We start from the raw sequence: 20,505 nt of genomic DNA, 5'->3' as shown, positions 1-20,505 counted from the left end.
TTATGAAAAAAATAATAATATCTACAATAGCTGTTTCGGCACTTCTTTTTACAGTAAGTTGTAATACAGATTTTGATACTGACGTAAAAGACATCGTTGTAACCAAAGGTGAAGCTGATTTTTCTAAGTATGTATCTTTAGGAAACTCATTAACCTCAGGTTATAGAGATGGTGCTCTTTATATTGATGGTCAAAATGAATCTTACCCTTCAATGATGGCTCAGCAAATGAAACTTGTAGGTGGTGGAGATTTTAAGCAACCTTTAATGGGTGATAATAATGGAGGTCTTCTTCTGAATGTTGGCCCAAATGTGCAGATTGCGAGTACAAAGCTATATATTGACAGCTTTATTGCGGGAGCTCCAGACATAAAAAATGCTAATAATAACGTTGCTACAACTCTAACCAATACTGTTTTGACAGGACCTTTCAATAACATGGGAGTTCCGGGAGCGAGAGTTTCGCATTTATTAGCTCCTGGCTATGGAAACGTTGCGGGAGTGTTAGCAAAAACAGCGAATCCTTATTTTGTGAGATTTGCATCAAGCCCAACAACTTCTGTTATTGCAGACTTTAAAGCTCAGAAGCCTACCTTCTTTTCTTTATGGATTGGTAATAATGATGCTTTATTGTACGCTCTAGCAGGTGGTGATAGTTCTGTAGAACCTTTAACACCTCCAGCTCAGTTTACTCAATATTATAATTTACTAATTTCTGATATTGCTACAACTAATGCTAAAGGAGTAGTGGCAAATATTCCTAGTGTAACATCTATTCCTTCGTTAACAACAATTCCTACAAACCCTCTTACTTCTGCTGTTTTGGGAGGTGGAAATGTAGCTGCTGGAGAAGCTAATATTGATAATTTGAATGCTAACTTGTACGGGCCATTAAATCAGATATTAACGGCATTTGGAGCAGGAGATAGAATTAAGCCTCTTTCTAAAACTGCTGCAAACCCATTGCTTATTAAGGATGAAAGTTTGCCGGATCTGAAAGCTCAAATTACTGCTGCCGCTGCGGCTTCAGGAAATGCTCAGTTGGTTGCTTTGGCTACTTATTTAGGAAATACTTATGGGCAGGCAAGACAGGCAAAAGCAGGAGATTTGGTTCCTTTAACAACTAAATCTGAAATTGGTAAAACAGAGCCTACTGCGTTAGCCGCTCTTTCGGCAAGAGGAGTTTCTTATCCATTTGCAGATAAATATATTTTGATTCCTTCTGAAATTACAGAAATTAACACTGCTATCGATGCTTATAACGTAACAATTAAAGCGGCTGCAGCTTCAAAAGGATATGCTTTTGTTGATGCAAACAAGAAAATGAATGAGCTTGGATCTCAATCAGGAGTTTCTTGGGATGGTGTGAGATATACTGCTAAGTTTGTTACAGGAGGAGCCTTCTCTTTAGACGGAGTTCACCTTACAGGTAGAGGGTATGCGATTATTGCAAATGAATTTATTAAATCAATAAATACGACCTATAAATCGAATTTACCACAGGTAGATCCTAATAAATATTCAGGCGTTAAATTTCCTTAATCGGGAATAAAAATAAATAATGGAAACCACAGGATTGATTCTTGTGGTTTTTTTTTAAATTTGCAAAATCTTTTAAAAAGTAAAAATGGCCGATCAGTTAAGTTATTTATTTTCTACAAGAACCAGTAAGGATCTTGCAGAAAAAATTGCCCAGTATTATGGGAAAGAATTAGGAAAAATCAACTTTCAGGAGTTCAGCGACGGAGAGTTTGAACCAGTTTTAGACGAATCTGTAAGAGGAGGAAGAGTTTTCCTAATCGGATCTACGTTTCCGCCGGCAGACAATCTTTTAGAATTGCTTCTAATGATTGATGCTGCAAAAAGAGCTTCTGCAAAAAGTATTACCGTAGTACTTCCGTACTTTGGGCTTGCAAGACAAGACAGAAAAGACAAACCAAGAGCACCGATTGGAGCTAAATTGGTGGCAAATCTTTTAACGGCTGCAGGGGCAACAAGAGTAATGACTATGGATTTGCATGCAGATCAAATTCAAGGATTCTTCGAAATTCCTGTTGATCATTTGTATGCTTCTACAATCTTTGTAGATTACATCAGAGACCTTAAGCTTGATAATCTTACGATTGCTTCTCCAGATATGGGGGGCGCAAAAAGAGCAAAAAACTATGCAGGTCACCTTGGTGCTGATGTAGTAATTGCTTACAAAGAAAGAAAAAAAGCAAACGTGGTAGAAGAAATGTTCCTTATCGGGGACGTGGAAGGTAAAAATGTAATCCTTATTGATGACATGATTGATACCGCAGGAACGCTTTGTAAAGCTGCAGAGATTCTAATGGAAAAAGGAGCGAAATCTGTAAGAGCAATGGCGACTCACGGAGTGCTTTCAGGGAAGGCTTATGACAATATTGAGAACTCTCAATTGTTGGAAGTTATTGTAACTGACTCAATTCCTGTAAAAACTAATTTGACATCTAAAATAAAAGTGCTATCTTGCGCCCCATTATTTGCAGATGTTATGAAGATGGTGCACGAGCATCAATCTATTAGCAGTAAGTTTGTTATCTAATTGATAATTAATTATTTGCAAATTAAAAACGAAACAATTTTTTTAAAATTTTTATAATGAAATCTATTACAATTCAAGGTACAAAAAGAGAAAGCGTGGGCAAAAAGTCTACAAAAGCTTTACGTGATGCTGAATTAGTTCCTTGTGTTGTTTACGGAGGTGGTGAACCAATGAATTTCTCTGCTACAGAGAAAGCATTCAAAGGTTTGGTATATACTCCTGAAGCACACACGGTATCTATTGAAGTTGACGGACAGGTAATTCCTGCAGTTCTTCAAGATATTCAGTTCCACCCAATTACAGACAGAATTATTCACGCAGACTTCTACAGATTATCTGACGATAAGCCAGTAGTTATGGAGGTTCCTGTAAGAATCACTGGTCGTTCTAAGGGTGTTGTAGCTGGTGGTGTTTTACGTCAGTCTTTCAGAAAATTGAAAGTAAAAGCTATTCCTGCAAACTTGCCAGACGAGGTAGTTGTAGATATCACTTCTCTTAAGATTGGTAACAAACTTTATGTTGGTTCTATCAAAGCTGAAGGATATTCTTTCGTACACCCAGACAATGCAGTTATTGTAGCTGTTAAAATGTCTAGAAATGCAATTAAAGGTGCTGCTCAAGACGATGATGAAGAAGAAGAAGTTGCAACTGAAGGAGAAGCTCCTGCAACTGAAGAAGCTTCAGCAGAATAAGAATATTTTCTTACTCAAAATACAAGAACCTGTCAATTTTGGCAGGTTTTTTTGTTTTTAGATTACATCTATCATGAGTTTTAGCATGAAATCTTTTCAGAAAAAAGGCGTAAATTTGATGCGTTCTAAATAAAGAGCTTTTTAATTAAAAATGTAATAAATGTTAGACATTCAGGAAATCAGAAGTCAGTTTTCTATATTAAACCAAGAAGTGAATGGTAAGCCTTTGGTTTATTTAGATAATGCAGCGACATCACAAAAGCCAAACTCTGTTTTAGAAGTTTGGAATCAATACTACACAGAAATCAATGCCAATGTGCATAGAGGAATTCATACGTTGAGTCAATTAGCAACCGAAGAAATGGAACTTTCGAGAAGAAAAATCCAGAAATTCATTAATGCTAAACATGATTTTGAAGTTATTTTTACCAAAGGAACAACCGAAGGTTTAAACCTTATTTCCTATATTTTAACGCAGAAACTAAAGAAGGATGACGAGATTATTATCTCTTATCTGGAGCACCATTCGAATATCGTTCCTTGGCAGTTGCTTTGTGAAAGAACAGGTGCAAAATTAAGAGTAATCCCAATCGATGAAAACGGAATTCTACAATTGGATTATTTAGACCAGTTTTTAAGCGAAAAAACAAAAGTAGTTTCTGTAAATCAGGTTTCCAATGCGTTGGGAATTGTAAATCCTATTGAAGAAATTATTGCTAAAACAAGAGCTAATTCAAATGCATATATCGTCATAGACGGTGCTCAGTCGGCTCCTCACTTCACCATTGATGTTCAAAAATTAGACTGTGATTTCTTCGTGTTTTCAGGACACAAAATGTATGCTCCAATGGGAACAGGAATATTGTACGGGAAACAGGAGATTCTTGAAGATTTACCACCTTTCCATGGAGGTGGAGAAATGATTGCAGTGTGCTCGTTTGATGCCACTACTTACGCAGGTTTACCTTTTAAATTTGAAGCAGGAACACCCAATGTAGGTGGAAATATTGCTTTGGGAGCAGCTATTGATTTTATTAAAAAAGTAGGGCAGGAGAATATTCAGAATCACGAAAATGCTTTATTGGAATACGCGCAAAGACAGCTTTTAGAAATAGAAGGATTGAAAGTATATGGTGAAAAAGCACATAGAACAGGCGTAGTTTCCTTTAATCTTGAAGGAGTAGGTATTTCTTCGGATGTTGGGATGATTCTTGATAAAATGGGCATCGCAGTGAGAACAGGACATCACTGTACACAACCGATTATGGATTTCTTTAATATTGCCGGAACGGTTCGAGCTAGTTTTGCAGTTTACAATACATTTAATGAAATTGATTTGCTAGTAGAAGGAGTGAAAAAAGCACAAAGAATGCTTTCTTAAAATAACTAACAGACTGTTTCATTGAGACAGTCTTTATTTTTGTGATGTAAAATTTAAATAATTATCAAGCAAGGTTTCATTACAGAATTTAATTAACGGCTAATTTTTTTCTTCATAGAAAAATCCCTTTCAAAATTAATTTTGAAAGGGATTTTATTTTATTTCTATAAGTAATTTATAAAAATCAGTGTGAAATTTAAAAATAAATTAATTATTCGGTTTCCAATCTACCACCGCTCTGATAAATGCTTCTGCATTTTCCAAAGGAATGTTTGGTAAGATTCCGTGACCAAGATTGGCGATGTATCTGTCTTTTCCGAAACGGTTAATCATTTCGTTAACCATTTTTTTAATCGTTTCAGGAGTAGAGTGTAACCTTGCAGGGTCAAAATTCCCCTGAAGGGTCATTGTATGATTGGTTAAAGTTCTTGCAAACTCAGGTTTAATCGTCCAGTCAACTCCTAAAGCTGATACCGGAGCCATGGTCATTTCTTCCAACGCAAACCAACATCCTTTTCCAAAAACCACAACGTGGGTTAAAGGACTTAATGCTTCAACAATCTGGTTGATATATTGCCAAGAAAACTCCTGGTAATCTGTCGGAGAAAGCATTCCGCCCCAAGAATCGAAAACCTGAACGGCAGAAACGCCTTTTTCAACCTTTCTTTTCAGGTAAGCAATCGTAGTATCGGTAATTTTCTGAAGTAACAAATGTGCAGCTTCCGGTTGTTGGAAACAGAAAGATTTAGCAATATCAAAAGCCTTACTTCCTTTTCCTTCCACGCAATAGCAAAGAATCGTCCACGGAGAACCCGCAAAACCAATCAATGGAATATCGTTGTCTAATTTAATTAAAGTCAATTCTATGGCATCAAAAACGTATCCTAAAGTATCGTTCACATCAGGAACAATTACATTTTGTACATCTTCCATGGTTCTGATAGGATTATCTAACCACGGACCTACGTTTTCCTTCATTTTAAAATCAATCCCCATTGCCTGAGGAACAACCAAAATATCAGAAAACAAAATGGCAGCATCCAAAGGATATCTTCTTATCGGCTGTACAGTAATCTCAGAAGCCAGTTCCGGAGTTTGACATCTTGTGAAGAAGTCATACTTGTCGCGAAGAGCAATAAATTCCGGCAAATATCTTCCTGCCTGTCTCATCATCCAAACCGGTGGTCTTTCTACAGTTTCCCCACGAAGTGCTTTTAAATATAGGTCGTTTTTAATCATAATATTTTTAATAGTTGGCGGTTTTTAGTTGATAGGTTATGAAATATCGTTCTCTAATCTATTTTTTATGACCGACAATATGTTTAATAATGTATTTTCCGGACTCGTAAAAATCTCAGATTTTGTATGTTTTCTTACTTCTTTAGAGGTTGTTTCTCCTATTGAAAAAAGGATGGCATTTTCTAAAGAATTATTTTTCGCAAAACTACGAACTCCACTCGGGCTAAAAAAAACTATTGCATGATATTTTTCATGTATCACAGGATTAAGCGCTTCGGTCTCATAAACAGTCACTTTTTTATATGAAATATTTTGCAGCGGAAGTTTTTTATCTAAAACATCAAGTGCTAAATTTCCACAAAAATGAATGAATTGTTCATGTGCACAGTTTTCAGTAATAAATTGAGAGAGTGTTTCGGCATTTTTTAAAACTTTAAAGGTCCCGAATCCGTTTTTACGAATCTCTCTTTTTGTTTTTTCGCCTACACAATAAATCTTGTTATAGTTTTTGGCTGTGAAATCTTCATTGGGCTGGAATCTGTTTTCAAAAAAAGACTTTACACCATTGGAGCTTGTGAAAATTAATGAGTGGTTTTTTAGGTCAAAACGATTTACAGAAAGAGATTTCGTTTTTATTACTTCAATACAATCGACCAAGATGTCATTTCCCAGTTTTTCGGAAATAGATGATGAATCGATGTTTTTGGTAAATAAAATGTTCATTAGGGTTTATCTTTTAAATGTAAATCGGCGACTTGCGCTCGCACTTTGGTCATGAAATCTTTTCCGGGGTCTTCTTTTCCTGTAAAATATTTTGGGTCAGATTCTTTCCATAATTTAGAATTTCTGAAGACTCCATATTCCGAATGCCCGATGAGGTATTCTATTTTATATTTTTTTGTTAAATACCTTACTAATTCTGCATTGGCTTCTACTTGTTTTTCGGTAAGCGGTTGTTTTTTGCTTCCAATATTTTCAACTCCGATGGCGCAATAGTTTAAACCAATCGTATGTCTTGCAAACATGGTAGGTTCCATTAATTGATAAATAGTTCCGTCTCGGTCTACAATGAACTGCGAAGAAACATTGAGTGTGCTTTGTTTTTTTAAAGTATTTCTGGCGCTTTCAAGATGTGTTTTATTAAAATACTTGTGGTTGCTTTCTACAGTTCCTCCGGCGGTGTAATGCAAAACAATTATTTTCGGAACAATCGTTGGTGTTTTTTGAGTTAAACCGTGATGTTCTTTTAAATATTCTAAACTTAATTGAATTCTTTCTGCAGAATAATTGATTGGTTTATCGACAATTTTTAAGCCTGAGTTTTGTGCCAAGCTAAAGTTTAAAATAAATAAAAACAGAACGGAACCTATCTTTTTCATCATAAATTATTTTGAATATTGATAATGTCCGGTAATCGTAAATTTAAACAAACAATCTTCAATGACCTGTCCGCCACCGATGTTGTGAACGATTAAATATCTTTTTCCGTCTGCTGATTTTTTATTGACTACAATTCCGATATGCGTTAGATTTCCAGGAAGAAGCCATGTTACAATGTCTCCGGGCGCATACAGTTCAGGTTTTGTTTTCATTGATTTTGACTTGCCGAATTTGGCAAAGAAAACCATCAGGTTGGGAACTCTTCTGTGGTCAATATTGGTGTCTGGTTTTTTCAAACCAAACTTTTTAGGATATTTTGAAAAATTCAGCTTCATGTCTTCATGTACTTCTTTTTGCAAATCAATTCCCAGTTTTCGATAAGCTCTAATAATAACATCTGTACAAACGCCTTTGTCTGAGGCTACATCACCGTTTGGATATTTGATTGAGTAATAAGCGGGGTCGTAAGTCACCTTATCTTTCGTTAAGCTCAAAGCAGCATCAGATAATTTTTGAGCAAACTGAGTCTGTGCTTTTGCAAAAAAAACAAACAGAATGACAGATAATATTGAAAGGAATTTTTTCATAAGCTTAGAATATTGAATTGAAAAACAAGCCTTGTAAAGGTTGGAAATTAATTTTAAATATTCATGTATTTTAGATATAAAGAAATGTTAAGATTCAGATAAATCTTAATAAAGTAGACTTTTTAAGTAATTTCTAAAGAAATTTACTTATCCAATCTTAACAATTCAATAAATCTTAGTAATTTAAAATTAGATTTGACTTTTAATTTCAGTCATCAATTCTTTACCGCCATTTTCTAAAACAATATTGGCAAATTTTTCACCAAAATCTTCTTCTTCATTATACTCAAAACTTTCGTCGGTTGCGATGTAGTTTTTGCCGTCTAATGAGCAAAGAGCGGCTTTTAATCTTATTTGATTGTCAAATTTTTCAGCAAAAGCTCCAATAGGTGCGGTACAACCTCCTTCTAAAGTGCTTAGGAAGTTTCTTTCAATCTCTACACAAATTTTTGTTTCTTGATGAGAAATCTGTTTTAGAATATCATTGATTTCTTTTTTATCAGAATGTCCGGCAACAGCAACTACACCTTGTGAAGGGGCAGGAATCATGAATGGAATAAACTCGTAATCGATATCCATTTTCATTCTTTTAATTCCGGCAAGTGATAAAATAGTGGCATCAAAATCTTGCTCTTCCAGCTTCTGAAGTCTGGTCTGAATATTCCCTCGGATATCAAAAAACTCTGTGGTAGGATAGTGTTTAGACCAAAAAGCTCGTCTTCTTAAACTGCTGGTTGCCAATTTAAGCTCGTGAAATTCTTTATGGATTGCCGATTTTCTTTTAATTAAAACATCCTGCGGATAATCTCTCTCAAGATAAGCGACAATTTCTATGTTTTCGGGTAATTTTGTAGGAACGTCTTTAAGAGAATGTACAGCAATGTCTATTTCATCATTCAGTAATGCGGTGTCTAAATCTCTCGTGAAAACCCCCGTTATTCCTAAGGTGTAAAGAGGTTGGTTCAGATTTTTATCGCCTGAAGAAACGATTGGGACAATCTCGGTAAGGTAATTAAGGTTTTGCAAATGTCTTGCAACTTCTCTTGCCTGCCAAAGTGCAAGTGCAGAATTTCGGGTTCCTATTCTAATGCTTTTCATTGAATTCGTTATTGGGTTGTTCGACTAAAATTTCGTGCATTAATTTACTAATTTCCTCGGCTTTTAGAGGGTTGTCGATAATATATTTTGCAAAACGGTTGGTAATTTTCTGAATCATCTTCTCAGAAAGCTCCATGTCGTTGATATTGATGTACTTATTTTTTCTGTAAAAATTGTGCATTTCGTTGCGCTCCATGTTTTTGAGGACCGCTTTGAAATGATGAATATTGGGTGCCAGTTTTCTCTTTTTTTCCCATTCCAGAAAATCTTTGGTCATTTCTTTAATGATAACTTCAGCTTTTGGAACTTCTTTTTCACGCTGCTGAATGGTTTCCTGTATTTGTTTTGAAAGTTCGTCAACATCTATCAAGGTCACATTGCTAAGCTCAGAAACATTTTTGTCTACATTATGAGGAATCGAAAGGTCAATAATTAAAATTTCTTTTCCGTTTTTTAAATGAAACTTGTTGATGATGGGTGTTTTTGCTCCCGTAGCAACGATTAAAATATCCGTATTTTCTAATTCTTTTTCAAAATCATTATAGTCAATATTGGGAATATTGTATTTCTCTGAAATTTTCGCGGCTTTTTCCTGAGTTCGGTTGGCGATTTTTATGCTAGGCTGATAAACGTGTTTTACCAAGTTTTCGACAGTATTTTGCCCAATTTCACCCACTCCGAGAAGGAGAATGTTTTTTTCGGTAATTCTTTTTTGATTATTTAAAATATAATGTACTGCCGCATAAGAAACCGAAGCTGCCCCATTTGAAATGCCGGTCTCATTTTTAATTCTTTTAGAAATCTGAATTGCAGAATTAATCGACCTTTCTAAAAAAGGATTCGAGTTTTGTCTTTCTTTTTTAAAACGGGCGTACGCTTTCTTGATTTGTCCGATGATTTCAAAATCACCTATGATTTGGCTTTCCAGTCCGGCTGCCACTCTGAATAAATGATGTAAAGCTTCTTCTTTTGTTGCGATATTGGCAAATTGAAGAAAATCTGAAATATTTACACCAATTGTCTTACAATATTCTTCGGCTACCAAAAGGTAATTGGGAGAAGTGGTGTAGATTTCGGTTCTATTACATGTAGAAACCACAAAAGCGTCCCCTAAATTTTCATCGTGAATTCGGGTGACAAAGTTTTTAATATTGTCATCAAAAAACGCAAATTTCCCCCTCGTTTCTACATCAGCCTTTTCAAAACTGATAGATAATACGGCAAAATTTGAGGTTTGATGTATATTGGAATACTGTATCATAATCAGTCGCAAATTTAAGCAAATTTTACTTAAACATTTTGCGATTGTTTGTATGATAATTATCGTAAAAAGCTATAAATTAATTATCTAAGATTTTATAGCTTTTTTTTAAACTTACAAAAACAATACATTAAGAAAAAAGTGCAATTTTAATAAAAATTTAACCAAATTATATAAAACTTTGTAATCGTTAGTATAGTATAATTTATATCTTTGTAAACTTAAATCAAGGAGAAAATTATGAGTTTATTCGATATGTTTACGCAAGAAATAGCGATAGACCTTGGAACTGCCAACACGCTTATCATCCATAATAATAAAATTGTTATAGATCAGCCTTCTATTGTTGCAATAGAACGTTCTACAGGAAAGCCGATTGCTGTTGGAGAGCAGGCGAAACATATGCAGGGTAAAACACATGAAGATATAAAAACCATCCGTCCTTTGAAAGATGGGGTTATTGCAGATTTCCATGCTTCAGAGCACATGATTAAAGAATTTATCAAAAAAATTCCGGGAATCAAAGGGAGATTTATTCAGCCTGCTTTAAGAATTGTAATCTGTATTCCTTCAGGAATTACGGAGGTTGAAAAAAGAGCGGTAAGAGATTCTGCTCAAAAAGTAAACGCAAAAGAAGTACGATTGATTTATGAGCCAATGGCTGCTGCAATAGGAGTAGGTATTGATGTACAAAAGCCAGAAGGTAACATGATTATCGACATAGGTGGTGGTACTACAGAAATCGCTGTTGTTGCTTTGGGAGGTATTGTTTGTGATAAATCTGTGAAAATTGCAGGTGATGTATTCACGAATGATATTGCTTATTTTTTAAGAACGCATCATAATTTATACATCGGAGAAAGAACTGCTGAAAGAGTGAAAATCGAAGTAGGTTCTGCTGTTGAAGATTTAGATGTAGATATCGACGATATTCCAGTACAGGGAAGGGATCTTATTACCGGGAAGCCAAAAGAAATTATGGTTGGGTATAAAGAAATTGCCCGTGCTTTGGATAAATCAATTATAAGAATTGAAGATTCTGTGATGGAAACTCTTTCTCTTACGCCGCCAGAATTGGCTGCAGATATTTACAAAACAGGTATTTATCTTGCAGGTGGTGGTGCTTTATTGAGAGGTCTTGCAGACAGATTGCATAAAAAGACTGGTCTTCCGGTTTTTGTAGCTGAAGATCCGCTAAGAGCTGTTGTTCGCGGAACGGGTATTGCACTTAAGAATATGGATAAATTCAATTTCTTAATTAAATAATTTTAACTTTTTACGACTTTTTATCTAAATGGGATTTTTGCTGAGATTATTTTCGAAGAATGCTCTTTTTGTATTCTTTATTTTCCTGCAAATTATTGCTCTCATTTTGATATTCTCTAAGAATGCGATGCAGCAATCGTGGCTTGCAGGGCAAACTGCGGCTTTTAACTCTTGGGTTTCAGGCTATATTGATGAAGGTGTTTCTTATCTAAAACTGAAACAAACCAACGAAGATCTTGTAGCTCAAAATAAAGCCTTAATGGTTGACCTTTATGGCAAACAAGGTGCTGCAAATCCGCAATTCAGAAAGGTGCACGACACTTTAGGAGGTGGTCAAATCTATACTTTTGTAGATGGTGAAATTGTTTTTAACAGCATCAACAGAAGAAATAATTACTTCACAATCAACCGTGGAACAAGAGATGGTGTTTATCCTCAAATGGGCGTAATGGCTCCAAAAGGAATCGCTGGAATTGTTATTAATTCAACCGATAGTTACGCTTTAGTACAATCGGTTTTAAGCGTTAATAAAATAAGAATTAATGCTTCGTTAAAAAACTCAGGATATTTCGGAACTTTAACGTGGAAGGGAGATAATTCCCGACTGATGCATTTGGCAGATGTGCCAAAATATGTTTCCCTGAAAATTGGTGATACGATAGAAACCGACGGAAAGTCTGCGATTTTCCCTAAAGGTGTTATGATAGGTACTATTGCGGGGTATACCGTAGATAACAAAACAGGATTTTGGGATATATCAGTAGAATTAAGTGAAAAAATGGGAGCTTTAAATAAAGTTTTCGTTGTTAAAAATCTTAAAAAAGCTGAGGTTCAGAAAATTCAGGATACTCTGCAGGCGGTAATAAAAAAAGAAAATGATTAGTAGAACCGTATTTACAGATCTTTTGATCATGGCTTTTCTGGTTGCATTACAAGTTTTTGTATTGAACAGAATTACCTTGTTCGGTAAATTCACTCCGGTTTTATATCCGGTGTTTGTGATGTTCTATCCTTTTTTTAGAAACAAGTTTCAGTTTTTGGCATTAAGTTTTTTAATTGGGCTTGCCGTAGATGGTTTTTTGGGTACATGGGGAATTAATGCTTTGGCGACGACAGTGATTGCATATTTCCGTACATTGATATTCCGTACATCTACAGATACTTCTACAGATTTCTTTTCATTTCAGTCTTTGCAATGGACGCAATTTTTGCTGTTTTTGTTTTCAAGTATCTCTCTACATCAGCTTTTGGTGCAGTATATCGAGTTTTTTAAATTCACCAGAATTTTTGAAATTTTATTTAATGTGTTGGTAACGAGTGTTATTTCCTTTATATTTATCATAGTTTACGCATTAATCTTTAAAATCAAACAGAAAGTTTGAATACACGCCATATAAAAATTTTAACGATTCTCATTGCCATTGCTCTTATTTTTGTAGCAAGGCTTTCTTATTTACAGCTGTTTACAGACCGTTATGCGCTGAATGCTGCCAATACTTCTATCAAAACCGAATATGTGATTCCACAGCGTGGTGTTATATTCGATAGAAATGGTAAAATCATGGTAGGAAATCAGCCTGCCTACGAAATTTCTTTTACTCAGGCTTTAATGAAGCCCGATTTTGATACATTGGCTTTCTGTAATTTAATAAAAATTGAAAAAAGTGATTTCATTAAAAGAATTAATACAATTAAAACTGAAAAATATTACTCCAAGCTTACGCCGATGACTTTCATCAAAGATTTGAGCAGAGAGGAAATTGCAAGAGTTCAGGAGATTATATTCAAATATCCCGCTTTTAGTATCGTTCAACGTCCTCAAAGACAATATGAAGTTTCTACTTCTGGAAATCTTTTGGGATATACAAGTGAAGTCAACGATAGAGAAATTAAAAAAGATTCTACATATTATCTTCCAGGTGACCTCATCGGTAAAACAGGGATTGAAAAATCTTACGAAAAAGAACTGAGAGGGGTAAAAGGAATTAAATATATTCAGAAAGACATCAAACTTAGAAATGTAGGCCCATATAAAAACGGAACTTTAGACAAAGACGTTGTAACCGGAAAAGATATTACCCTTACCATCGATTATGATTTACAAAAGCTTGCTGAGGAGATGTTGGTGAATAAACATGGCGCTATCGTGGCAATAGATCCCAATAACGGTGAAGTTTTGGTTTCTGCTACAGGTCCGGATATTGATCCAAACCTTTTTACTGGCCCTAATAAGTCTAAAAATTTATACGCGCTTTCGAAAGATACTATTTACGAAAACAAACCTACTTTTGATAGAGCTTTGCAGGCGGGTTATCCTCCTGGTTCTACTTTCAAGCTATTGACTGCTTTGGCTGCGATGCAAATGGGAGTGATGGACGAAAAAACAATTTTCCCATGTGGTGGCGGATTTTTCTACAAAGGAAAAAGAATTAAAGGCCACGGTGGGGCAGACCCATTAATTCCTGCAATTCAAGTTTCTAGTAACTGTTTTTTCACCTACGCATTTATTGCTATCATTAAAAAATATCCAGGAAATCCTTCAAAAGGAGTCGATGAATGGAAAAAAATAATGAGCAGTTTTGGGGTCGGAGAGTTCCTGAATAACGATTTTGCAGTGGGTGCAAAAGGTAGAATTCCTTCCGGAGATTTTTATGAAAGAAGATTTAAAGCCATCATAAAAGCCAACGGTTCTACCAGACAAGATTATAAAAATTGGGATGAAATGTCTACCGGTGCCATCTACAACGGGATGGGGCAGGGAGATGTAATGGTAACTCCTCTGCAGCTTGCCAATTATGTTTCTGCAATTGCTAATAGAGGTTGGTACTATACGCCACATATTGTTAGACTTATTGATGGAAGACCAAATCCTGACCCTAGATTTAAAGTGAAACATCAAACTTTAGTAGACCCCAAGCATTTTGGTCCTGTTCTGAAAGGGATGGAAGCAGTGGTTTTGGCGGGTACTGCGAGAAGTTTAAAATCAAACGACTTTACTCAGTTGGCAAAAACGGGTACTGCACAGGTGCCGCAAGGAAAAGATAATGCTATTTTTGTCTTGATTGCTCCTGCAGATAAGCCTAAAATTGTTGTAGTAGGGGTAATGGAACATGGTGGCTTTGGAGGTACTTGGGCTGGGCCTGCTTGTACCATAATTGCAGAAAAATATATAACGGGCGATATCAAAAGAGAGCATCTTTACAAAAAAATGATTACCGCGAGCTTTATGCCCGAATATAAACGACAATGGATTGTCGATTTAAAAAGAAAAGGACTTTATAAAGAACCAAAACCAGATTCTTTAAAGCTTAAAAGAATACAAGACAGTCTGAATATTGTGAAAAAAGCAAAAGAAAAATTGCAAAACGCAAAAACGACTAAACCTAAAAAACCGTAAACCATGAAGTGGACAGAAGGAATAGATAAATTAGGTCTTGGGTTATATTTTTTGCTTTGCATATTTGCAATAGCCAATATTTACAGCGTAGATGAAGGCTTAGGTAAAAAACAGTTGATTTTTTTCGGAATTTCAATTTTTGTAGGATTAATTATTTTCTTAAGCAGAAGCAAATTTTTCGAAAACATGTCGGGTATCATCTACATCGGCGGTGTTTTAATGCTTGCAGGTCTTCATGTTTTCGGAACGGAGATTCTCGGACAGAAAAATTGGTATAAATTCGGAAGTTTTACCATGCAGCCTGTAGAGTTTTCAAAGATTGGAACGGCTCTAATGTTAGCAAACTACGTTTCTGGGGCAGAATTTGACCTTAAAAATAGAAAATCATTAATAACCGTAATGGCAATAATAGGAATTCCTGCGGTTGTGGTATTGTCAATTCCTGATGTGGGCTCATTGCTTGTGTTTACAGCATTTTTTATTGCATTATACAGAGAAGGTTTGTCCGGAAAACTGTTTGTGGTTGGTGGACTTTTTGCAGCGGTTTTTTTAATTGCAAATTATCTTAACGACCCTCTAAAATGGAGTTTGTGGTACTTTACTGTATTTATTATTATAATTGGTGGGTTATGGTTTGCATTTAATGCAGCTTTTCTCCGTAAAAATATATACACGCTTTTGCCCGGAGTAGGAATTGTTCTTTTACTGGCAGCACTGTCATTTATTTCACCTGTTATTTTCGAAAAGCTACCAAAACACCAGCAAGAGCGTGTGGAGGTTTTGTATAAAGGTGAAAGAGAATTTAGAGATACTTCAGGGTATAATTTATTGTATTCAAAAACAGCCATTGGTTCTGGAGGAATGCTGGGGAAAGGATTTCGTGAAGGTTCTGTAACCCAAGGAAAGTTTGTACCTGAGCAGGAAACCGATTATATTTTCTGTACCGTGGGAGAAGAATGGGGGTTTGTAGGAAGCGCAGCTTTGGTTTTTGCTTACATGATTTTCATCGGACGAATATATTATCTCTCAGAAAAGCAGAAATCGGTATTTAACAGAGTTTTTGGGTATTGTTTTGCTTCCATTCTATTGATGCACTTTTCTATCAATTTAGGCATGGTTATGGGCTTATTTCCAACGGTTGGTATTCCTTTGCCCTACTTTAGTTATGGTGGAAGTTCATTGCTTGCCTTTTCGATGATGACTTTTATTTTCTTTAAACTTAATTACGCAGATAAAAACAGTTTGGTGTAATAGCTGGAAGCTAGAAGTGGGATGATAGACGTTTGAAATCATTCTTTAAAAATGATATTCAAAATCTGCTTCATCTGCAAAATCAGCGAGATTAAATTTCTACTAATTTTTCATTTAGATAAAATCATAAAATTTTATGAACGAAACTTACGTTTTAGACCAAAATTTTAATCAGTTAAATTTTGCAGAATCGCCATTGGAAATAGGGGAATATGAAAACTGCACCTTTCAAAACTGCAATTTTGAATATGCTAATCTTTCTCAGTTTAAATTTACCAACTGTGAATTTATCGACTGTAATTTAAGCATGACTAAATTGTCAGGAACCGCTTTTCGGGATGTTATTTTTAAAGACTGTAAAATGTTCGGAATGCATTTCGATGATTGTAATGAGTTTGGGATGTCTTTCAGGTTTGAAGGATGTGCTTTAAATAACTCTGTTTTCTACAAAACATCAATCAAAAGAACCTTATTCAAAAACTGTAAACTTGTTGAAGTTGATTTTGCAGAATCTGATTTGTCAAATTCTGTGTTTTCAAACTGCGATTTTAGCGGTGCAACCTTCGAAAGAACCAATATGGAGAAAGCAGATTTAAGAACCTCATTCAATTACACGATTAATCCTGAGTCTAACAAGCTTAAGAAGACCAAATTTTCACTTTCTGAAGTTCATGGGCTCTTACGTCGATTTGATATAGAAATTGATAGAAACAGCTGATTTAAATTATTTAAAGAACTAAAATTTTACATTACATCAGTAGGAGTGAGCTTTAGCCTGTTTTTAAATATAAAGGTACAGATTGGCTTTAGCCGAAACTTATGGTAGGTTTTGGCTAAAGCCAATTTTTTTTACAATTATTACATCAGGCTAAAGCCCGATTCTACTGATGAAATTTGAATTTTTGATAATTTTCCCTTCAAGATAAAAATACAGAAAATAATATAAAAAAATTGAAGCCATCAAAATTTGATGGCTTCATTTATATAATCAATTATTTAAGACTAAAAATTAGTAGATGCTAGGTTGTTGTAGTTTTCACCATCTTGGTTAATTACTCTTTTTGCAAACCTGTATTTTGGTCCCCAATAAGAATCATTCAATGATGAGACCATTACCCCTTTTGATGTTGCTGCATGGATAAATTTTACTTCACCTTCTTCAGTTACACTTTCTACAATTCCTACGTGAGAAATTCTTTTTCCGTGAGAGAAGAAGATTAAATCTCCTTTCTGAAGGTTTTCTTTGTCGATAGCTTCTCCTTCCTGAGACTGCGATGCTGCTACTCTAGGTAAAGTAAGACCCGCTGCTGCTCCAAAAACTGATAATACGAATGCTGAACAGTCGATTCCGTTTCTTGTCATTCCTCCGTATCTGTAAGGAGTTCCTAAGTAGGTTGACGCTTCTGATAAGATATTATCAATCGTCTTATTATGTTTAATCGCTTTTGCGATTTCAGAATTTTTTAAAGAATTTTTAGCGTTCGCAAGGCTTGCCGCTTTTTCAGAGATAAAAGAGTTGATTAACAACTTTTTATCATTATCCATCTTAGTGTCTATTGCAGCTAGTTTGGCATCTGTTTTGTATTCTTTAGCATAAGTTGCTGGTTTTGAAACTACGTAATTAGTTACGCATGATTGTAGTGATATTGTAGAAACGAAAGCAACTAAATAAAACAAAACTCTTTTCTTCATATTTTTTAATTTCCGGTTGAAAAAGAAATATTTATTTCTCTAAAGCCCTACAAAAGTAGAGATTCCATCTAAAACAGCCTCAATATGATTATTGTCATGTTCTTGTTTTAACATATTTTAACATCGTACATCAGTATGTTAAAGAAAAAGTAGCTGCTATGTGCCTGTTTTGGTGAATGTGCAGTTTTTTTTATTAAGATTTTTTAACAAAATATATTCACTTTCCTGTATCCATCAGATTTTATTAATTTTTTGATTTCAAAAAAGAGTATTAAAAAACCATAAAAAAAGTTCCCCGGAAAACCGGAGAACCTCACTAATATGGAACTTTACAGATGTTATCTTGTAAATAACATTTCTCTATATTTAGTCATTGGCCAAAGCTCATCATCAACCATCATTTCAAGGTCATCAGAAGCATCTCTGATAATGTCGAATAGTGGTTTTACTTTGTTGCAGTAATCTTCTGCCTGCGTCTGACTTTCATTTACAGCTTTTGCTGCATCTCTTGCTTTAAGCAAATCTTCTACACCTACTTTAATAGTAGAAACGTTTTGTGAGATGTTGGTAATCAAACTCATTTGCTCTTTAGCCAACGTTTTAAATTCTTCGTCTCCGAAGATTTCTTTAAGACCCTTTACGTTCTCAATCAATCTATTTTGATATTTTAAAGCAGAAGGAATAATGTGGTTTCTTGCGATATCACTTAACACTCTTGCTTCAATATCAATTACGGTAGAATATTTTTCTAGCTTGATTTCGTTTCTTGCTTCTACTTCTCTGTGGTTGAAGATTCCTAATTCTTCATAAAGGTCAACAAATTTCTGATTCATTTCCTGCTTCAATGCTTCAGGAGTTGTTTTCCAGTTGTTTAAACCTCTTTTTTCAGCTTCTACAGCCCAGTCATCAGAATATCCATCACCTTCAAACATAATGTTTTTACACTGCTTGATGTATTCTCTCAATACATTGAAGATTGCTTCGTCTTTTTTAAGCCCAGTTTCAATTAAAGCATCAACTTCTATTTTGAAATCATTAAGCTGTTTTGCTGCAATGGTATTCATTACGGTCATAGATTCTGCGCAGTTTGCAGAAGAACCTACCGCTCTGATTTCAAACTTATTTCCTGTAAATGCAAAAGGTGAAGTTCTGTTTCTGTCAGTGTTATCCAACAAAATTTCAGGAATTTTTCCTACTACATTCAGTTTTAAATCTGTTTTTTCGTCTGGTGAAAGTTTTCCTTCAGTTACTTTTTCAAGCTCTTCCAAAACTCTGAACAATTGACTTCCGATAAATACCGAAATAATTGCTGGTGGAGCTTCGTTTGCACCCAATCTGTGGTCGTTGCTTGCAGAAGCAATACTCGCTCTCAAAAGGTCAGCATATTCATGTACTGCTTTAATAGCATTTACGAAGAATGTTAAGAATTGTAAGTTTTTCTTAGGGTTTTTTCCTGGGCTCAATAAGTTTTCACCTGTATCAGTTGCTAAAGACCAGTTGTTGTGCTTTCCGCTTCCGTTTACACCCGCAAATGGTTTTTCGTGGAATAAAATGTGGAAATGGTGTCTGTGAGCAATTCTTGCCATAACGTCCATCAACAAAGAGTTGTGGTCAACAGCAACGTTTACTTCTTCAAACATTGGAGCTAGCTCAAATTGGTTTGGCGCTACTTCGTTATGTCTTGTAGTAACCGGAATTCCCAATTTCATACATTCGATTTCCAACTCTTTCATAAAGTTCATTACTCTTGTAGGAATTGAACCGAAATAGTGGTCATCAAGCTGTTGGCCTTTTGCAGGAGAGTGTCCTAATAAAGTTTTACCTGTTAAAACTAAATCTGGACGAGATTGATACAATGCTGAATCAACCAAGAAATATTCTTGCTCCCAACCTAAAGTAGGAGTTACTTTTGTTACGTTTTTATCGAAATACTGCATTACGTTGGTTGCAGCTTCGTCTACAGCGTTCAAAGCTCTTAATAAAGGTGCTTTGTAATCTAAAGTTTCACCTGTGTAAGAGATGAAAATAGAAGGAATACATAATGTAGTTCCCATAATAAATGCCGGAGATGTAGGGTCCCAAGCTGTATAACCTCTTGCTTCGAAAGTATTTCTGATACCACCATTCGGGAAAGAAGATGCATCAGGCTCTTGCTGAATCAATAAGTTTCCGCTGAATCTCTCGATAGCTCTTCCACCTTCAATAGGAGTGAAGAAAGAATCGTGCTTTTCTGCCGTTGTTCCTGTTAATGGCTGAAACCAGTGAGTGTAGTGAGTTACCCCTTTGCTCATTGCCCAGTCTTTCATTGCTACAGCAACTTGGTCAGCAATTAATCTTTGGATTTTTGTCCCCTTTTTAATAGCATCCATAATAGATTGGAATGCTTCTTTTGTTAAATATTCTCTCATTGTGTTTTCAGAGAATACGTTTTCACAAAATAGTTCTGATAATTTAGTAGGAATTTCTACTGAGTTATCTTTTCTAAAGTCCTTAAAAGGTAAAGTTTCTAATGCTTTGAATCTTAAAGTTGACATAAATGGGTGTGGTTTTATAGGGCAAATTTACAAAAAAAATGATTCGAAAATAAAACACCCCTATATTTTTGCAATATTTATTTGTTTTAATGGTTTAAATCTGAATCAACCCTGTTCGTAATGGGGTGTTTGGTTTATCTAGCTTGAATTTATTATTCTTTT

18 protein-coding genes are annotated in these 20,505 nt (G+C 35.1%); 10 read left to right on the top strand and 8 right to left on the bottom strand.

The genetic code is table 11. From position 1 onward, the window contains the following. The first annotated feature begins 2 nt into the window (after positions 1-2). The 4 genes from LO744_RS00365 (at position 3) to LO744_RS00350 (ending at position 4,638) form a co-directional block, all read left to right on the top strand. Complete coding sequence (locus tag LO744_RS00365) at positions 3-1,541, top strand: SGNH/GDSL hydrolase family protein (RefSeq protein ID WP_230666265.1); 1,539 nt, start codon at positions 3-5, stop codon at positions 1,539-1,541. A gap of 85 nt (positions 1,542-1,626) precedes the next feature. After that, positions 1,627-2,565 carry a ribose-phosphate pyrophosphokinase gene (locus tag LO744_RS00360; protein ID WP_230666263.1) on the top strand — a complete coding sequence of 313 codons (939 nt, stop codon included), beginning with the start codon at positions 1,627-1,629 and terminating at the stop codon, positions 2,563-2,565. A 56-nt stretch (positions 2,566-2,621) separates the two neighbouring features. Then, positions 2,622-3,257 carry a 50S ribosomal protein L25/general stress protein Ctc gene (locus tag LO744_RS00355; RefSeq protein WP_230666261.1) on the top strand — a complete coding sequence of 212 codons (636 nt, stop codon included), beginning with the start codon at positions 2,622-2,624 and terminating at the stop codon, positions 3,255-3,257. Positions 3,258-3,417: 160 nt separating this feature from the next. Beyond that, on the top strand, positions 3,418-4,638 hold the full coding sequence (locus LO744_RS00350) for an aminotransferase class V-fold PLP-dependent enzyme (protein ID WP_230666259.1): 1,221 nt from the start codon (positions 3,418-3,420) through the stop codon (positions 4,636-4,638). A gap of 207 nt (positions 4,639-4,845) precedes the next feature. Here the strand turns inward: LO744_RS00350 and hemE are convergent, their stop codons facing one another. From hemE to hemA, 6 genes are all read right to left on the bottom strand, one after another. Next, positions 4,846-5,877 (bottom strand): uroporphyrinogen decarboxylase, encoded by a 1,032-nt coding sequence (hemE, locus tag LO744_RS00345; protein ID WP_191179552.1) that lies wholly within the window; start codon positions 5,875-5,877, stop codon positions 4,846-4,848. Positions 5,878-5,913: 36 nt separating this feature from the next. Beyond that, positions 5,914-6,600, bottom strand: coding sequence for a uroporphyrinogen-III synthase (locus LO744_RS00340; protein ID WP_230666257.1), 687 nt, complete (start codon positions 6,598-6,600; stop codon positions 5,914-5,916). After that, positions 6,600-7,256, bottom strand: coding sequence for a peptidoglycan recognition protein family protein (locus LO744_RS00335; RefSeq protein ID WP_230666255.1), 657 nt, complete (start codon positions 7,254-7,256; stop codon positions 6,600-6,602). Before LO744_RS00335 ends, LO744_RS00340 begins: the two co-directional genes overlap by 1 nt. A 6-nt stretch (positions 7,257-7,262) precedes the next feature. Next, positions 7,263-7,844 carry a DUF1287 domain-containing protein gene (locus LO744_RS00330; RefSeq protein WP_230666253.1) on the bottom strand — a complete coding sequence of 194 codons (582 nt, stop codon included), beginning with the start codon at positions 7,842-7,844 and terminating at the stop codon, positions 7,263-7,265. 189 nt (positions 7,845-8,033) lie between these two features. Then, positions 8,034-8,942, bottom strand: coding sequence for a hydroxymethylbilane synthase (gene hemC / locus LO744_RS00325; protein ID WP_230666251.1), 909 nt, complete (start codon positions 8,940-8,942; stop codon positions 8,034-8,036). Then, on the bottom strand, positions 8,929-10,203 hold the full coding sequence (gene hemA / locus LO744_RS00320; protein WP_230666249.1) for a glutamyl-tRNA reductase: 1,275 nt from the start codon (positions 10,201-10,203) through the stop codon (positions 8,929-8,931). The genes hemC and hemA overlap by 14 nt, the downstream gene beginning before the upstream one ends. Before the next feature lie 240 nt (positions 10,204-10,443). Here hemA and LO744_RS00315 point away from each other — a divergent pair, with 240 nt between their 5' ends. From LO744_RS00315 to LO744_RS00290, 6 genes are all read left to right on the top strand, one after another. Next, positions 10,444-11,469, top strand: coding sequence for a rod shape-determining protein (locus tag LO744_RS00315; RefSeq protein WP_066678895.1), 1,026 nt, complete (start codon positions 10,444-10,446; stop codon positions 11,467-11,469). A gap of 28 nt (positions 11,470-11,497) precedes the next feature. Further along, positions 11,498-12,352: a rod shape-determining protein MreC gene (gene mreC, locus LO744_RS00310; protein ID WP_230666247.1), complete on the top strand. Its 855-nt coding sequence runs from the start codon at positions 11,498-11,500 to the stop codon at positions 12,350-12,352. Next, positions 12,345-12,851, top strand: coding sequence for a rod shape-determining protein MreD (locus tag LO744_RS00305; RefSeq protein WP_079463566.1), 507 nt, complete (start codon positions 12,345-12,347; stop codon positions 12,849-12,851). Before mreC ends, LO744_RS00305 begins: the two co-directional genes overlap by 8 nt. Beyond that, positions 12,848-14,866 carry a peptidoglycan D,D-transpeptidase FtsI family protein gene (locus tag LO744_RS00300; RefSeq protein ID WP_230666245.1) on the top strand — a complete coding sequence of 673 codons (2,019 nt, stop codon included), beginning with the start codon at positions 12,848-12,850 and terminating at the stop codon, positions 14,864-14,866. The genes LO744_RS00305 and LO744_RS00300 overlap by 4 nt, the downstream gene beginning before the upstream one ends. Positions 14,867-14,869: 3 nt before the next feature. Beyond that, positions 14,870-16,117 (top strand): rod shape-determining protein RodA, encoded by a 1,248-nt coding sequence (gene rodA / locus LO744_RS00295; protein ID WP_230666243.1) that lies wholly within the window; start codon positions 14,870-14,872, stop codon positions 16,115-16,117. A 136-nt stretch (positions 16,118-16,253) separates the two neighbouring features. Further along, positions 16,254-16,835, top strand: a complete 582-nt coding sequence (locus LO744_RS00290; protein ID WP_230666241.1) for a pentapeptide repeat-containing protein — start codon at positions 16,254-16,256, stop codon at positions 16,833-16,835. 284 nt (positions 16,836-17,119) lie between these two features. Here the strand turns inward: LO744_RS00290 and LO744_RS00285 are convergent, their stop codons facing one another. Together LO744_RS00285 and LO744_RS00280 are read right to left on the bottom strand one after the other, a co-directional pair. Further along, positions 17,120-17,809 (bottom strand): C40 family peptidase, encoded by a 690-nt coding sequence (locus LO744_RS00285; protein ID WP_230666239.1) that lies wholly within the window; start codon positions 17,807-17,809, stop codon positions 17,120-17,122. A 338-nt stretch (positions 17,810-18,147) separates the two neighbouring features. Continuing rightward, positions 18,148-20,343, bottom strand: coding sequence for a glutamine synthetase III family protein (locus LO744_RS00280; protein WP_230666237.1), 2,196 nt, complete (start codon positions 20,341-20,343; stop codon positions 18,148-18,150). Positions 20,344-20,505: the final 162 nt, after the last annotated feature.

The sequence above is a fragment of the Chryseobacterium turcicum genome (assembly GCF_021010565.1).
Taxonomy (GTDB): Bacteria; Bacteroidota; Bacteroidia; order Flavobacteriales; family Weeksellaceae; genus Chryseobacterium; species Chryseobacterium turcicum.
The sequence above is the reverse complement of the archived record's forward strand: the minus strand, read 5'-3'. Positions and strand labels throughout refer to the sequence as shown.

What these genes read in the sequence shown, in the direction of transcription:
- LO744_RS00335 (WP_230666255.1), bottom strand. Translation starts at nt 7,256, where the DNA reads ATGAAAAAGATAGGTTCCGTTCTGTTTTTATTTATTTTAAACTTTAGC.
- LO744_RS00280 (WP_230666237.1), bottom strand. Translation starts at nt 20,343, where the DNA reads ATGTCAACTTTAAGATTCAAAGCATTAGAAACTTTACCTTTTAAGGAC.
- LO744_RS00360 (WP_230666263.1), top strand. Translation starts at nt 1,627, where the DNA reads ATGGCCGATCAGTTAAGTTATTTATTTTCTACAAGAACCAGTAAGGAT.
- LO744_RS00305 (WP_079463566.1), top strand. Translation starts at nt 12,345, where the DNA reads ATGATTAGTAGAACCGTATTTACAGATCTTTTGATCATGGCTTTTCTG.
- mreC (WP_230666247.1), top strand. Translation starts at nt 11,498, where the DNA reads ATGGGATTTTTGCTGAGATTATTTTCGAAGAATGCTCTTTTTGTATTC.
- rodA (WP_230666243.1), top strand. Translation starts at nt 14,870, where the DNA reads ATGAAGTGGACAGAAGGAATAGATAAATTAGGTCTTGGGTTATATTTT.
- LO744_RS00365 (WP_230666265.1), top strand. Translation starts at nt 3, where the DNA reads ATGAAAAAAATAATAATATCTACAATAGCTGTTTCGGCACTTCTTTTT.
- hemA (WP_230666249.1), bottom strand. Translation starts at nt 10,203, where the DNA reads ATGATACAGTATTCCAATATACATCAAACCTCAAATTTTGCCGTATTA.
- LO744_RS00350 (WP_230666259.1), top strand. Translation starts at nt 3,418, where the DNA reads ATGTTAGACATTCAGGAAATCAGAAGTCAGTTTTCTATATTAAACCAA.
- LO744_RS00290 (WP_230666241.1), top strand. Translation starts at nt 16,254, where the DNA reads ATGAACGAAACTTACGTTTTAGACCAAAATTTTAATCAGTTAAATTTT.
- LO744_RS00315 (WP_066678895.1), top strand. Translation starts at nt 10,444, where the DNA reads ATGAGTTTATTCGATATGTTTACGCAAGAAATAGCGATAGACCTTGGA.
- hemC (WP_230666251.1), bottom strand. Translation starts at nt 8,942, where the DNA reads ATGAAAAGCATTAGAATAGGAACCCGAAATTCTGCACTTGCACTTTGG.
- hemE (WP_191179552.1), bottom strand. Translation starts at nt 5,877, where the DNA reads ATGATTAAAAACGACCTATATTTAAAAGCACTTCGTGGGGAAACTGTA.
- LO744_RS00355 (WP_230666261.1), top strand. Translation starts at nt 2,622, where the DNA reads ATGAAATCTATTACAATTCAAGGTACAAAAAGAGAAAGCGTGGGCAAA.
- LO744_RS00285 (WP_230666239.1), bottom strand. Translation starts at nt 17,809, where the DNA reads ATGAAGAAAAGAGTTTTGTTTTATTTAGTTGCTTTCGTTTCTACAATA.
- LO744_RS00330 (WP_230666253.1), bottom strand. Translation starts at nt 7,844, where the DNA reads ATGAAAAAATTCCTTTCAATATTATCTGTCATTCTGTTTGTTTTTTTT.
- LO744_RS00340 (WP_230666257.1), bottom strand. Translation starts at nt 6,600, where the DNA reads ATGAACATTTTATTTACCAAAAACATCGATTCATCATCTATTTCCGAA.